Source organism: Nocardia sp. NPDC102475 (assembly GCF_055584605.1).
In genome coordinates this window covers 358,564-370,981 of the sequence record NZ_JBVJLS010000003.1, presented here as the reverse complement: position 1 = coordinate 370,981, position 12,418 = coordinate 358,564, and the positions used below count along the sequence as shown (strand labels likewise).

Sequence of the window (12,418 nt, the reverse complement as noted above, 5' to 3'; positions counted from 1 at the left end):
GGCGATGACGGAAACCCGCAAGGCAGCCGTACTCGGTAAGCCGATCGCGCATTCGCGGTCGCCGCAGCTGCATCTGGCGGCCTACCGTGCGCTCGGGCTCGATTGGACCTATGAGCGGATCGAATGTTCGGCCGAGGAGTTGCCCGGCCTGGTCGATGGGCTCGGGCCGGAATGGATCGGTCTTTCGGTGACCATGCCGGGCAAAGAGGCCGCGCTGGCATATGCGAGCGAACGCACCGAACGGGCGGTGCTGGTGGGCTCGGCGAACACGTTGGTTCGGATCGGCTCGCAGGGTTGGCGTGCCGACTGCACCGACGTCGACGGTGTGCTCGGCGCGTTGCGCGGCGGTGGTGTCGGCGAGTTGGCCGAAGCCGTCGTACTAGGTGCGGGTGGAACCGCGCGTCCGGCGCTGCTCGCATTGTCCGAACTCGGTGCGAAGGCGGTGACCGTCGTCGCCCGCGATGCCGGAAGGGCGCGCAACGCAGTGGACCTCGCGGAGCAACTCGGTATGACCACCGCCGTGATCGGCTTCGACAAAGACGCGTTGCGCACGGCGTGCGCGGATGCCGGTGCCGTGGTGAGCACGATCCCGGCCGAGGCGGCCGCGGTCGTCGCCGAGGCGGTGGCGGCAGCCCCGGTGGTGCTCGACGCGATCTACAACCCGTGGCCGACGCCGCTGGCCGTTGCGGTCGCGCGGGCGGAGCACACCGTGGTGGGCGGGCTGGAGATGCTGCTGAACCAGGCCTACGGACAGGTCGAACAGTTCACCGGCCGCCCGGCTCCGCACGCGGAAATGGCCGCGGCGATAAATCTGTAACCGGTTCTCATTTGGATCCGGCCGACTCGAGGCTATGGTGTTGACCATGAATGGTTGGGTGTTGCGGGCCATCGGGCTCGGTGCGCTGGTCGTTTTCCTGCGTGCCGCGTTGGGATTCGCGATGGTGTACTGGCCGACCCAGGGCAGTTGGATGCGACCGCTGTGCCTGGTGGTGCTGCTCGCAGCGGTGGTGTTCTGGGGTGTGCTGGATGGCCGCAAGGACCGAGAGGTCCATCCGGATCCGGAGCACGGCTCCGACCTCACCATCCTGTGGTTGAAGACCGCGGCTGCCGCGGGTTTGGGCAGCGGTGTGGTCTCGTGGCTGCTCGACTGGCTGCCCCGCTTCGATCTCGGCGATAACGGCCTGCTCTTCGAGCTGACGGCGGGCGCGTCCTTCATCATCCTGCTGGTCTTCATTCCGGGCCTCATCGGCATCGGCATCGGCCGCATCATCGCCGACCGCCAGATCAACAAGTCTGCTAAACGGTCAACACCCCAGGCACCGGGCGCCGCCGCGACTCCCGCGTAGCCGCTGGCGAATTCGATTGGAGGCGACCTTCATCGGCCGGTACGGCCGGAGGGTCGCCTTCGTTTTTCCGGATGGGCCACAGTCCTGTTCAGGTGCTCAGTTCGCCCATACAGCGGGTGGGCCGGTGCCGTCGGCAATGTGCCTGCGGCCGAGATCGTGACGCAAAAAGCGGCGCAACCGACCGAATCGGATGCGCCGCTTCGCTGTTCGCGACTACAGCAGAATCGCGCCGCCGCTGGCGCTGTCCTCGCGGGCGATCGCCGAGTAGGCGGCGGCCAGCAGGGTGGGGTCCGGGCCTTCGAGGCGGCCGGGCTTGGCGAGGCCGTCGAGGACCACGAAGCGCAGCACACCGGAGCGGGTCTTCTTATCGGTCTGCATGGCGTCGAGGAGTTGCGGGAGGGCGTCGGCGTCGTAGCTGGTCGGCAGGCCGACACTGGCCAGGACGCTGCGATGGCGGTCGGCGGTGGCATCGTCGAGGCGACCGGCGAGTCGGCCGAGTTCAGCGGCGAAGACCAGACCCACCGAGACGGCCGCACCGTGCCGCCAGCGGTAGCGCTCGCGGCGCTCGATGGCGTGGCCGAGGGTGTGGCCGTAGTTGAGGATCTCGCGCAGGCTGGCTTCCTTGAGGTCGGCGGCAACGACATCGGCCTTCACCTGGATGGCGCGGCGGATCAATTCGGGCAGCACATCGCCGGTCGGGTCGAGGGCGGCCTCCGGATCGCGCTCCACCAAGTCCAGGATCACCGGGTCGGCGATGAAACCGGCCTTGATGATCTCGGCCATACCCGCGACGATCTCGTTGCGCGGCACCGTCTCCAGGGTCGCCAGATCCACCAGCACCGCGGCCGGTTCGTGGAAGCTGCCGACGAGATTCTTACCCGCCTCGGTATTGATACCGGTCTTACCGCCGACGGCCGCGTCGACCATGGCCAGCAGGGTGGTCGGCACATGCACGATATGCACTCCGCGCATCCAGGTGGCGGCGACGAATCCGGCCAGATCGGTCGCCGCACCGCCGCCGAGCGATACCACCACGTCATTGCGGGTCAGGCCGATGCGGCCGAGCACCTCCCAGCAGAACCCGGCCACGGCCAGATCCTTACCCGCCTCGGCATCCGGGATTTCGACGCGGTGCGCATCGATACCCTTGTCGGCCAAGGCCTTGCGCACCACCTCGGCGGTTTCGGCCAGCGGCGGCTGATGGAAGATCGCGACAGTGCGCACGCCGGTGGTCGCGCCGACGACCGACTCGACGAGCTCGCCGAGCAGGCCGCGGCCGATGATCACCGGATACGGATCGCCGGTGCGGACCTCGATGCGACTCGGCTCGGTCGGGCTGGTCGGCTGCTGCTCAGCTGGGCTGATGGGTCGCTCGCTTCGCTCACTCACGTGTACTCGGCTCCGATTCTGTGCGTGCTGATTGTTTGAGCGCTCGCGCGCGGGCGCGACGGGCCCGGGTGCGGCGGGACCGGCTTCCGGGTGTCGCTGGGTCACCGGCTCCTTCGGAACCGGCACGGCCGTTGGCGATTTTGCCGGTGGGCTCGAGGCGATCGACGGTTGCGGTATCGGTCCTGATCCGGCCGGCCGTGGTGATCTTGCCGGTGGGCTCGAGCCGCTCGGTCGCCGCGGATTCGGTGCCATCCGCCTGTGCGGCAGCGGCCCGGCGACGCGCGGCCGCCCGGGCCCTGGCGGCGCGCCGGGCTCGGGATCTATTGCTGCCCTGCGGTTTCGGCGCTACGACATCCGGCGTAGTTCCGCTCGAGTCGGGCTCCGCTTCTTGCGGCAGTACCGATTCCATGCCCAGCTTCGCCATGATCATCCGCACCACGCGACCCGGACTGCGACCGTCGGTGCGCACTCGCACCGTGGCGACCTCCCGATACAGCGGTCTGCGCTTGCGCATCAGCTCGCGATATTTCGCACCCGGATCCGCACCGTTGAGCAGCGGTCGCTGCGTACTCGCACCGGTGCGCCGAAGTCCTTCGGCCACACTGATTTCCAGATACACCACGGTGCGATTGCGCAGCAGCGCCCTGGTGTCCTCGGACAGCACGGCTCCGCCGCCGAGCGAGACCACACCGCGTTCGGCGAGGATGGCGCGGCGCACCACCTGCTCCTCGATCCGGCGGAATTCCGGTTCGCCGTCCTCGGTGAAGATCTCCGGGATGGTGCGTCCGGTCTCGCGCTCGATTCCGGCATCGGTGTCGTAGAGCTCGACTCCGAGTTCCCTGGCGAGCTTGCGGCCGATCGTCGACTTCCCCGCCCCCGGCGGTCCGACCAGCACCACGCGCGGTGCGCGCGGATCGGACTGCACGATCATTGCGGCACGTGTGGTCGGGTGCCGATGCGCTTGACGTAGCTGGTGATGTTGTCGACGGTCTCGACCAGTGAATCACCGCCGAACTTCTCCAGCGCGGCCTGCGCGACGACCAGCGCGACCATGGTCTCGGCGACCACACCCGCGGCGGGCACAGCACAGACATCGGAGCGCTGGTGGATGGCGACGGCCTGCTCGCCGGTGGTCATATCGACCGTGGACAGCGCGCGCGGCACCGTTGAGATCGGCTTCATCGCGGCGCGCACGCGCAGCGGCTCGCCATTGGTCATACCGCCCTCGAGACCACCGGCACGGTTGGTCGAGCGCAGCACGCCGTCCGGTCCCGGCTTCATCTCGTCATGTGCCTGGCTGCCGCGACGGCGCGCGGTTTCGAAACCGTCGCCGACCTCGACGCCCTTGATCGCCTGAATCCCCATGAGAGCGCCGGCGAGCCGCGAATCCAGCCGATCCGCGCCGCTGATGAACGAACCCAATCCAACCGGTAGCCCGTCCACGACCACCTCGACCACACCACCCAGGGTGTCGCCGTCCTTCTTGGCGGCCTCGATCTCGGCGATCATCGCGGCCTCGGCGTCCTTGTCGAACGCGCGCACCGGACTCTCGTCGATCGCGGCCAGGTCGGCGGCAGTCGGCACGACGCCGGTCGTGTTGGCGGCGGTGCCGATCGAGACGACATGCGAGATGACCTCGACGCCGAAGGCCTGGCGCAAGAAATTCCTGGCGACCGTGCCCGCCGCGACGCGCGCGGCGGTCTCGCGGGCGCTGGCCCGTTCCAAGACATTGCGGGCGTCGTCGAAGTTGTACTTGAGCATGCCCGAGTAGTCGGCATGGCCCGGCCGCGGCCGGGTCAGCGGTGCGTTGCGGGCCAGGTCGGCGAGTTCGTTCTCGTCCACCGGATCCGCGGACATGACCGTCGTCCACTTCGGCCACTCGGAGTTCGCGATCTCGATGGCCACCGGTCCGCCCATCGTGCGTCCGTGCCGCACTCCGCCGATGACGGTGACCTTATCGGCCTCGAACTTCATCCGGGCGCCGCGCCCGTACCCGAGCCGACGACGCGCCAACTGTGCGGAGATCTCGTCGGACGTCACCTCGACACCGGCCACCATCCCCTCGAGGATGGTGACAAGAGCGGGACCATGGGATTCTCCGGCAGTTATCCAGCGCAACACGCTGTCCATCTTCCCATGTCGACGGGGGTGCTCCGGCACGCGGCCCGCCGTGATGACCGGCACGGCGGCCTCTCGGTATGGGCTAGCCATACGCCGCCGCCAGGCTCAGCACCGTCGCGACGCACATGGCGGGCCCATGGGCAAGCGCATGCGGTCCGGCCCGATCAGCACTGGACCGAATCCGCCAGTGGGCCAATACGGCGAACCCGAATGCCGCAGTCAGCACGGGTGCGACGAGCGCCGCCCGCACCCATACCTGCGCACCGCCGAGCGCGGCGACCGCGCCCAGCCCGACGGCCAGTTTCACATCACCCGCCCCGAGTGTGGCCGGTGCGATCAAGTGCACCAATAGATATGGCATCGCCAACAAGATCGAACCGACCACCGCGGCGGTGAATTGTGTTGTGAACAGCGCATATCCGAAGATGATCAGCGCGCCGGAGGTGGTGAGCGCATTGGGCAGTCGGCGCTGCCGGATATCGAAGACGGTGAGCACCGAGCACCAGGCCAGCAGCAGGGCAAAAGCGATGGGGGACATGGCTTTCAGCCTCGTCCGCCCCCGGTCGCGGATGCAGCCCCGATTCCGGATTGGGGATAACCGATCGATATGTGAACATCGATCGCCTCGCTCGAATACCGGTAAACCGGTGTTTTATGCGGGATCTACGGCGTGTCGGCGGTAGTTTTGAGACATGTCTGCTGATCACGCGGGTCCTGGGCCCGACTACGCGGCGCGCCGTGGCGCACTGCGCAGTCTGCTGGTGGAGAACGAGGTCGACGCGGTGTTGGTCACCGATCTGGTGAACATCAGGTACCTGACCGGCTTCACCGGGTCCAATGCCGCACTGCTGGTGACCTCCTGGGATATGCGTAATTCGGAGGAGCGCACCGTGATCGGCACCGACGGGCGCTATCTGAGCCAGGTCGCCGAACAGGTGCCGGATCTGCGCGCCGAAATCGCCAGGGCGAGCGCCCGGCGCATCGTGGAGCTCGCGGGGGAGTGGCAGCTCGGCCGGGTCGGTTACGAGAGCCATATCGTCACCGTCGACCAGCATCGCGGATTCATCGAGCAGAAGACCGGTTTGGAATTCGTAGCCACTCCGGGGCTGGTCGAACAGCTGCGCATGGTCAAAGACGCTTACGAGGTCGAACAGTTGCGTGCCGCCTGCGCCGCGGGTGACGCCGGGCTGGCGACCCTGCTGGAACGCGGCGGCCTGCGCCCCGGCCGTACCGAACGCCAGGTCGCCAGGGATCTGGAATGGGCGATGTTCGAACACGGCGCCGATGCGGTCGCCTTCGAGACCATCGTGGCGACCGGCGCGAACTCCGCCATCCCGCATCACCGGCCCGCCGGAGCGGTCCTGGCCACCGGTGATTTCGTCAAGATCGACTTCGGCGCCGTGGTCGGCGGCTACCACTCCGACATGACCCGCACCTTCGTACTCGGCACCGCGTCCGACTGGCACCGGGAGGTGTACGCGCTGGTCGAGGCGGCGCAACGGGCCGGACGCGAGGCGCTGAAGCCCGGCGCGCCGGTCACAGACGTGGATGCGGCCGCGCGTGCGGTGATCGAGGCGGCCGGACACGGGAAGCTGTTCGTGCACGGTCTCGGACACGGTGTCGGACTGCAGATCCACGAAGCGCCGGGAATCGCCAAAACCGGAACCGGTACACTTCTGTCTGGCGTGGCGGTGACCGTCGAACCAGGTGTGTACTTCCCCGGCCGCGGCGGCGTCCGGATCGAGGACACGCTCGTGGTGCGCGAGGGGGGCCCGGATCTGCTCACCAACACCAGCAAAGACCTGACCGTCGTCGAATGACGCCGGTCACCGAGACCGCATATCCAGAACTAGGAGATCCGAGAACAGTGGCGGACACCAGCGACTTCAAGAACGGCCTCGTGCTGAAGATCGACGGTCAGCTCCAGCAGATCATCGAATTCCAGCATGTCAAGCCGGGTAAGGGCCCTGCCTTCGTGCGGACCAAGCTGAAGAACGTGCTGTCCGGCAAGGTCGTCGACAAGACCTTCAACGCGGGTGTCAAGGTGGAGACCGCGACCGTCGACCGTCGCGATATGACCTACCTGTACCACGACGGCTCGGATTACGTCTTCATGGACGGCGAGACCTTCGACCAGATCTCCATCTCCGAGGAGACCATCGGCCCCGGTGCCCGGTTCCTGCTGGAGAACATGGTCGTTCAGGTCGCCACCCACGAGGGCGCGCCGCTCTACGTAGAGCTGCCGGTCACCGTCGAGCTCGAGGTGCAGCACACCGACATCGGCCTGCAGGGCGACCGCTCCACCGGCGGCACCAAGCCCGCCACCCTGGAGACCGGCGCCGAGGTGCAGGTCCCGCTGTTCATCAACACCGGCGACAAGCTGCGCATCGATTCGCGCGACGGCAGCTACCTCGGCCGCGTGAACGCCTGATCGCCCGCCGAGGCGAACGGGGATAATGACTGCTGTGGCGGAACAGCCCATAGACAAGAAGTCCACATTCAAGAAGCTCGGCGCGCGCCACAAGGCCCGCCGCCGGGCGGTCGATCTGCTCTTCGAGGCGGAGGCCCGTGATGTGGACGCGGCCGACCTGCTCACCGAGCGGGCCGAACTGGCGACCCAGGATCAGGCGGTCGCCCCGGTGCATGCTTACACCCGCACCCTGGTCGAGGGCGTCGCCGACGATCTGGATCGGGTGGACGGCACCATCGAGTCGTACCTCAAGGACTGGGAGCTGTCCCGGCTGCCCGCCGTGGACCGGGCCATCCTGCGGATCGCGGTGTGGGAGTTGTTCCACGCGAACGATGTTCCGCCGGTCGTCGCGGTCGACGAGGCGGTGGAGTTGGCCAAGGAGCTGTCCACTGACGATTCGCCCGGATTCGTCAACGGTGTGCTCGGCCAGGTGGTGCTGGTCGCCCCGCAGGTGCGCGCGGCCGCAGCGGCGACCAGGGCACCGCGTCCGGAGTCACAGGCGTGATCAACAAGTATCTGGTCATGGCGATGCGCAAGCCGTCCTTCGACCCGGCCGTGATCGAACCGCACAAGCAGTTCCTGAACGAACTACTCGAGCGCGGGCAGTTGGTGGAGAGCGGTCGGTTCACCGACGGCACCGGCGGTGCGTACGTGATCAACGCCGAAAGTCTGGAAGTCGCAAGGAAAATCGCGTTCACCGATCCGGTGCACACCACCGGTTCCTCGGAGCTCACCGTGTACGAGTGGGAGATCGCCGTCTCCGCCTGATTGTCGTCGACCCAGCCGCATGCCGAAATGGTGTGCGGCTGTTGACATTTCATGGCCTGTCACGATCCGGTGCCATAGCCGCCCGAGCTCCCGCTGGTGGGTGTACTGGCCCAGCGGGAGCGAACCGCGAGGACTGTCTCGCGGAATCGGGTATGCCTGGCTCCGCGGTGCGCACCGACGGATGGTGTGCACCGCATTCGGCGAACCTGGGCACGGTTGATCCTGGTTCCTCAACCGCACTCGAGGTCAAGATTCCGGCATGTGGTCTGGGTCACTCACGGTGAGCACGATCTTCCCGCTGGTTCGGCCCTGCTCGATGAGGCGGTGTGCCTCCGCTGCCTGCTCCAGTGGCGAGCCCGCCGTATCCTCGCCGCTCGACTGGACGCCCTCACACACCGACCTGCCAGTGCGACTTGACCGTTCGCTCGCTGCGTCGACACAGGTGCACCTATCCTGGGTAGAAACCCTAGGGGAGGCCGAAAACCTATGGCACGGGTGCTGATCTGGCTGCGGAACAATATCGACGGTCTCGTCGCCCTGGTTCTCGCGGTCATCTTCGGTGTTATCTCGCTGATCGATATCGGCTTCTTCGATTCGGATCTGATCAACGCGGTCATCCTGCTGGTGCTCGGTCTGCTGGCCACCACGCTGCTGCGTGATCGGCACTTGTCGGCCAAGGCCATTCGCGATACGACCTCGGTGCAGTTGCTCTACGGTCCCGAGATCGGGCATGCGCATACCCTGGCCCGGCGCGGCACCGAACAGTGGCTTTTCAAGGGCGGTACCGGAACCTACCTGCGCGCGGTGACGCTGCGGGAGTGCGTGGAGAACGCGCGCCGCGAACAGCGTCCGCTGCGGATCCAGGTGGAGGTGCTGGATCCGACCAATGAACAGCTGTGCAAGACCTACGCGCAGTTCCGCTCTTCGCTGGTGCCCGAAGCCGACCGTACCGGCGAATTGTGGACCACCGAGCGGACCCGCAAGGAGTCCTTCGCGACGGTGCTCGCGGCGTGCTGGTACCGGCAGCGATTCACCTTCCTGACCATCGATGTCGGACTCTCGATGGTGATGACGACCTTCCGCTGGGACCTCTCGTCGAGTTGCGTCATTGTCACACAGGACAACCCGAATACTCCGGCCCTGATGTTCGAACGGGACAAGCCCTACTACCGGGACTTCAACCGCGAACTCGTGGCGAGTTTCAAGCAGGCCAGACAGGTGCCGCTGAGCAGGAGCGAGGAACTCGCGCTCGCCGACGAACCGTCGGTCGACCAGACTCGTGCGCTGTTCGATCTGCTCGGTCTCGCGCTACCGGCTTCCTATACCGATCGCGATGTCGCCGATATCGTGCGACGCGCACTGCAGCCGAGGAATCCGTACTGAATGAACGACTATGCCCGACTACGAACGCTGATCGGCTCCGATGCGGCGGGGCCAGCGGTGCGACGCTGGGCTCGTGATTTCATGACCGGGGTGCTCGACGGTCGCACCGACATCGGTGCGGTCCGGCATCCTTTGGGGTTCTTGTGTTTTCCCGCGTGGCGCGACGGCGGACTCGGCGTCTGCGTGCACGTCTGGACCGATGGGCTGCGGTCGTGTCCGACGACTTCGGCGATGCACGCGCACAGCTGGGATCTGCTCAGCGTGGTCTTGTACGGCGAGGTCGGCAACGAGATACTCGAAGTGGAGAGCTCTGCGGACCGGGCAACCCATCGCATCTTCGAAATCCATAGTGGCGCCGACGGTGATGTGGTGCGTGCGACCGAGCGTCTGGTCCGCTATCGCATCCGATCCAGTGAACATTTCCGTGCAGGCGAGGTATACACCCTGCCACACGGGGTATTTCACCTCTCCGATGTGCGGGGCGATGCGGCCACCGTGGTGCTCGGCGAGGTTCGTCGCGGCCGACCGGACCGATCCCTCGGCACTCTCGCCACCGCCGACCACTGGGTGCACCGAACCGGTTGCACCCCGGGCGAAACCAGGCGCGCCGCGCAAACGGTGCTGGACCACCTGCAGGAGCCCACCCTGCCGGAACAACTGGAGGACCGATGCGAGCAGGCGACGTAGCGAACCTATTGCTGTCACCGGATGGTCCGACGCCGGCCGATCCGGATCCGATCAGCGCCTTCGACCGGCTGGACACCGTTCTGACGACCGCTGCCGAGGTGGCCAGGGCGGCGGCGATCGAGGCGGGCCGGGCGATCCGGGAGGGTCTGGCCGGATCAGTCACCGTCCGCACCAAGGACGCCAGCGGTGATCTGGTCACCGACCTGGACCTGCGTGCGGAACATATCATCGTCGGCCATATCCGCCGCGCCTTCCCGCACCATCGCATCCTCGCCGAGGAATCCGGGTTTCATGGCGTCGACGATTCCTGGTGCTGGGTCGTCGACCCGCTCGACGGCACCAATAACATCGCCATCGGCCTGCCCGTCTGCACAATCGGTATCGCCCTGTGCCACAACGGAGTTCCGATGCTCGGCATCGTCCACGAACCGTTGGCCGACCGCACCTGGTCTGCCGTGCGCGGTTCCGGCGCCAGCGGGCCGGACGGCCCGCTCTGGCGGCCGCCGCATCGTTCCTCCGAATCCGCTCCGACCCTGGCCTGGCTGCAGGGCTATCCGGTGACTCGCACCGACACCACTGCACGCGCCTTGCGCCTGGCCCTGGAATCCGGTTCCCGTCGCCTGATCCAACTGTGGTCTCCGCTGCTGTGCTGGGTCATGCTGAGCCGCGGCGATATCGACGGATTCGTCGGTTACCGAGCGGGTTTGGTCGACCTGCCCGCAGGCACCCTGCTGGCCCGTGAATCCGGTATCCACATCACCGATTTCGACGGCGCACCGCTCGACGACCACCTCGACCTCCCCGCCGGCGAAGTGAACTTCATTGCCGCAGGCACCGAGATGCTGCCGGAGTTGGCATTGCTGGTGAAGGCCGCTGCCGAGGTGAGTGTGACGGGGCTGCCGGGCTGAGAGGCGATTCCAGCTATCCCGTCGCCAGCAGCACAGCGACGGCGCCGGTCGTAGCGACGACCGCGAGCCCCAGCCCGGTGAGCACGAACCGCGGCATCGGCACCCGAACACCATGGGTGCGGCAGAACTCCAGGCACAGCAGCGTCGCCAGCGACGCCCATGGCGTCACGATCGGCCCGACGTTGGTGCCGATGAGCAAGGCCAGCAACTGATTTCGATTCTCCTCGGACACCACCGCCTCACCTGCGGTGTAAGCCGGAAGATTATTGGCCACATTGGACAATCCGGCGCCTGCGCCCGCCGCACGGTACGCCCCGACTACTCCGGAGTCGTGGCCGATCAGCGCATGCATGACATCGGCGAGCCCGAACCGGCTCAATGTCGGCACCACGAGGAACAACCCGACCACGAAAACCAGCAACTGCCACGGGATCAGCGTTAGTCGCAGCGATGAACGGTCGAAGATCGCGAAGGCGGCCACCGCAATGGCGGCGGCCAGGGTGGCGGCGATACCGATCCGATCACCCACGAACGGGATCGCAAGAATGAACAGCAGACACGCGCCTGCCGTCGTATAGAGCAGCGTGCGCTCCCTGGCGTTCTCCGGACGAATCGGCTCCGGCGGTACGTACCGATCGGTTTCACGTCGACCGCGCCGCCAATACCAGACCCAGAGGCACACCATGGTCGCCGTGATCGACACCAGCTGCGGCGCCCACATCCGTGCCGCGAAATCCGTGGCGCGCAGCGCAACCCGGTCGGCGGCAAGCAGATTGGTGAGATTCGAGACCGGCAGCAGCAGGCTCGCGGTATTGGCCAGCCACAGCGTGGTCATCGCCAATGGCAGTGGCGGAATGCGAGCCGGTACCGCCAGCGCGAGCATGACCGGCGTCAGCAATACCGCAGTCGTATCGAGATTGAGCAGAATCGTTGTCGCCGCTGCGAAAAGCACGCAGAGCAGGAACAACGCCGGATAGTAGCCGCGCCCGAGGATGGCCAGGCGGTGTGCGATCACATCGAACACCTTCGCCTGCCGTGTCAGCTCCGCGAGAATGATCACACTGCACAGGAACAGCAGCAGCGGCCCGATCCGGCGCATATTGTCGGCGGCCTCGGCGCGCGGCAGCAATCCGGTCGCCACGCACAGCAGTCCGGCCGCGAACAGTCCGAGCCGGACCCGATCCAGCGTGCTCAGCCCCCATCTCGGCGGCGCGGACACCAGGGAACTCGACGGCGGGTTCTCCGCAGCGGAATCGGCCTGTTGTTCGGACACATGCCCCATCATGCAGCATATCGGCAGGGGCACTTCCGCATTCGGTACGCGTCATAATGATCTTCTGCCGTTT

Annotated in this window: 14 protein-coding genes and 1 pseudogene; 9 read left to right on the top strand and 6 right to left on the bottom strand. The window is 66.7% G+C overall.

What is annotated here, in order from left to right:
* Positions 1 to 4: 4 nt before the first annotated feature.
* Positions 5 to 817 carry a shikimate dehydrogenase gene (locus ACZ60G_RS07420; RefSeq protein ID WP_465808105.1) on the top strand — a complete coding sequence of 271 codons (813 nt, stop codon included), beginning with the start codon at positions 5 to 7 and terminating at the stop codon, positions 815 to 817.
* A gap of 46 nt (positions 818 to 863) precedes the next feature.
* Positions 864 to 1,346, top strand: a complete 483-nt coding sequence (locus ACZ60G_RS07415) for a B-4DMT family transporter (protein ID WP_245721038.1) — start codon at positions 864 to 866, stop codon at positions 1,344 to 1,346.
* A 213-nt stretch (positions 1,347 to 1,559) separates the two neighbouring features.
* On the opposite strand, the gene aroB is transcribed toward ACZ60G_RS07415, so the two are convergent.
* From aroB to ACZ60G_RS07395, 4 genes and pseudogenes are all read right to left on the bottom strand, one after another.
* Entirely contained in the window at positions 1,560 to 2,735 is a 1,176-nt protein-coding gene (aroB, locus tag ACZ60G_RS07410) for a 3-dehydroquinate synthase (protein ID WP_465808103.1), read from the bottom strand.
* Positions 2,736 to 3,147: 412 nt separating this feature from the next.
* Positions 3,148 to 3,666: pseudogene (locus tag ACZ60G_RS07405) on the bottom strand (shikimate kinase); the annotation flags it as partial.
* Positions 3,663 to 4,856 carry a chorismate synthase gene (aroC, locus tag ACZ60G_RS07400; RefSeq protein ID WP_465808397.1) on the bottom strand — a complete coding sequence of 398 codons (1,194 nt, stop codon included), beginning with the start codon at positions 4,854 to 4,856 and terminating at the stop codon, positions 3,663 to 3,665. The gene aroC and the pseudogene ACZ60G_RS07405, both read right to left, overlap by 4 nt.
* Positions 4,857 to 4,938: 82 nt before the next feature.
* On the bottom strand, positions 4,939 to 5,394 hold the full coding sequence (locus ACZ60G_RS07395; protein WP_465808101.1) for a prepilin peptidase: 456 nt from the start codon (positions 5,392 to 5,394) through the stop codon (positions 4,939 to 4,941).
* Positions 5,395 to 5,548: 154 nt separating this feature from the next.
* Between ACZ60G_RS07395 and ACZ60G_RS07390 the strand changes: the two genes are divergently transcribed.
* From ACZ60G_RS07390 to ACZ60G_RS07375, 4 genes are read left to right on the top strand one after another with little or no spacing between them, the layout of a single operon-like run.
* Positions 5,549 to 6,676 (top strand): M24 family metallopeptidase, encoded by a 1,128-nt coding sequence (locus tag ACZ60G_RS07390; RefSeq protein WP_465808099.1) that lies wholly within the window; start codon positions 5,549 to 5,551, stop codon positions 6,674 to 6,676.
* Between the two features lie 47 nt (positions 6,677 to 6,723).
* Positions 6,724 to 7,287 carry an elongation factor P gene (efp, locus tag ACZ60G_RS07385; protein ID WP_387284600.1) on the top strand — a complete coding sequence of 188 codons (564 nt, stop codon included), beginning with the start codon at positions 6,724 to 6,726 and terminating at the stop codon, positions 7,285 to 7,287.
* A 34-nt stretch (positions 7,288 to 7,321) separates the two neighbouring features.
* Positions 7,322 to 7,831, top strand: a complete 510-nt coding sequence (nusB, locus tag ACZ60G_RS07380; protein WP_040692236.1) for a transcription antitermination factor NusB — start codon at positions 7,322 to 7,324, stop codon at positions 7,829 to 7,831.
* A complete protein-coding gene (locus ACZ60G_RS07375) occupies positions 7,828 to 8,094 on the top strand; it encodes a YciI family protein (RefSeq protein WP_465808096.1) in 267 nt (88 codons plus the stop codon). Before nusB ends, ACZ60G_RS07375 begins: the two co-directional genes overlap by 4 nt.
* A gap of 246 nt (positions 8,095 to 8,340) precedes the next feature.
* Here ACZ60G_RS07375 and ACZ60G_RS07370 read toward each other — a convergent pair whose 3' ends face one another.
* A complete protein-coding gene (locus tag ACZ60G_RS07370) occupies positions 8,341 to 8,490 on the bottom strand; it encodes a zinc-binding dehydrogenase (protein ID WP_465808094.1) in 150 nt (49 codons plus the stop codon).
* 90 nt (positions 8,491 to 8,580) lie between these two features.
* Between ACZ60G_RS07370 and ACZ60G_RS07365 the strand changes: the two genes are divergently transcribed.
* The 3 genes from ACZ60G_RS07365 to ACZ60G_RS07355 are packed head-to-tail and all read left to right on the top strand — an operon-like array spanning position 8,581 to position 11,072.
* A complete protein-coding gene (locus tag ACZ60G_RS07365) occupies positions 8,581 to 9,477 on the top strand; it encodes a hypothetical protein (RefSeq protein WP_063043165.1) in 897 nt (298 codons plus the stop codon).
* A complete protein-coding gene (locus ACZ60G_RS07360; protein WP_465808092.1) occupies positions 9,478 to 10,164 on the top strand; it encodes a hypothetical protein in 687 nt (228 codons plus the stop codon). It begins immediately after the preceding gene.
* On the top strand, positions 10,146 to 11,072 hold the full coding sequence (locus tag ACZ60G_RS07355; RefSeq protein ID WP_465808090.1) for an inositol monophosphatase family protein: 927 nt from the start codon (positions 10,146 to 10,148) through the stop codon (positions 11,070 to 11,072). The genes ACZ60G_RS07360 and ACZ60G_RS07355 overlap by 19 nt, the downstream gene beginning before the upstream one ends.
* Positions 11,073 to 11,085: 13 nt before the next feature.
* Here ACZ60G_RS07355 and ACZ60G_RS07350 read toward each other — a convergent pair whose 3' ends face one another.
* Positions 11,086 to 12,354, bottom strand: a complete 1,269-nt coding sequence (locus tag ACZ60G_RS07350; RefSeq protein WP_465808395.1) for an SLC13 family permease — start codon at positions 12,352 to 12,354, stop codon at positions 11,086 to 11,088.
* Positions 12,355 to 12,418: the final 64 nt, after the last annotated feature.

Bases quoted from the DNA above. Each gene is read 5' to 3' on its own strand.
- ACZ60G_RS07395 (WP_465808101.1), bottom strand. From the start codon at position 5,394: ATGTCCCCCATCGCTTTTGCCCTGCTGCTGGCCTGGTGCTCGGTGCTC.
- ACZ60G_RS07420 (WP_465808105.1), top strand. From the start codon at position 5: ATGACGGAAACCCGCAAGGCAGCCGTACTCGGTAAGCCGATCGCGCAT.
- ACZ60G_RS07360 (WP_465808092.1), top strand. From the start codon at position 9,478: ATGAACGACTATGCCCGACTACGAACGCTGATCGGCTCCGATGCGGCG.
- ACZ60G_RS07415 (WP_245721038.1), top strand. From the start codon at position 864: ATGAATGGTTGGGTGTTGCGGGCCATCGGGCTCGGTGCGCTGGTCGTT.
- ACZ60G_RS07365 (WP_063043165.1), top strand. From the start codon at position 8,581: ATGGCACGGGTGCTGATCTGGCTGCGGAACAATATCGACGGTCTCGTC.
- ACZ60G_RS07350 (WP_465808395.1), bottom strand. From the start codon at position 12,354: ATGGGGCATGTGTCCGAACAACAGGCCGATTCCGCTGCGGAGAACCCG.
- ACZ60G_RS07390 (WP_465808099.1), top strand. From the start codon at position 5,549: ATGTCTGCTGATCACGCGGGTCCTGGGCCCGACTACGCGGCGCGCCGT.
- ACZ60G_RS07355 (WP_465808090.1), top strand. From the start codon at position 10,146: ATGCGAGCAGGCGACGTAGCGAACCTATTGCTGTCACCGGATGGTCCG.